Below are 739 nucleotides of genomic sequence, written 5' to 3'. Positions count from 1 at the left end.
CCGGAGACCCGCCCCGGCGGCCCCCGGCGCTCCGGCCGGCTGCGCGGCTGGGCCACCAGAGCCCCGCTGCTGCCCGCCCTGATCTTCATGATCGCGGTGACCCAGCTGCCCTTCGTGGCGACGCTGGTGATCTCCTTCTTCGACTGGAACTCCCTCTACCCCGACGCCCGAAAGTTCGCCGGCTTCGCGAACTACGGCGAGGTGCTCGGCGACTCCGACCTGCGCCGGTCGGTGTGGACGACGATCCTGCTGACGGTGGCGGTCGTCCTGGTCAGCCTGGTCCTCGGACTGCTGCTGGCCCTGCTGCTGGACCGGAGGTTCCGCGGCCGGGGCATCGTCCGCACCCTGCTCATCGCCCCGTTCCTGGTGGTGCCGGTGGCGGCGGCCCTGCTGTGGAAGCACGTCCTCTACAACCCCGAGTACGGCCTCTTCAACGGCCTGCTGCACTACGTCGGCGGCCCGCAGCCCGACTGGATCTCGGACACCCCGCTGCTCGCGATCCAGGCCGCGCTGGTGTGGCAGTGGACGCCGTTCATGATGCTGATCCTGCTCGCCGGCCTGCAGAGCCGCGACCAGGAGCAGATCGAGGCGGCCCGGGTGGACGGCGCGAGCGACTGGCAGATCTTCCGCCACCTGACCCTGCCCCACCTGCGCCGCTACCTCGAACTGGGCGCCCTGCTCGGCTCGATCTACATCGTGCAGAACTTCGACGCGGTCTTCACGATCACGTCCGGCGGCC

1 protein-coding gene is annotated in these 739 nt (G+C 70.4%); it reads left to right on the top strand.

From position 1 onward, the window contains the following. Positions 1-39 precede the first annotated feature (39 nt). Positions 40-739, top strand: a 700-nt coding sequence (locus tag AOK18_RS03810) for a carbohydrate ABC transporter permease (RefSeq protein ID WP_240503040.1), incomplete at its 3' end; no start/stop codon positions are given.

The sequence above is a fragment of the Streptomyces prasinopilosus genome, assembly GCF_001419695.1.
Taxonomy (GTDB): Bacteria; Actinomycetota; Actinomycetes; order Streptomycetales; family Streptomycetaceae; genus Streptomyces; species Streptomyces prasinopilosus.
The sequence above is the reverse complement of the archived record's forward strand: the minus strand, read 5'-3'. Positions and strand labels throughout refer to the sequence as shown.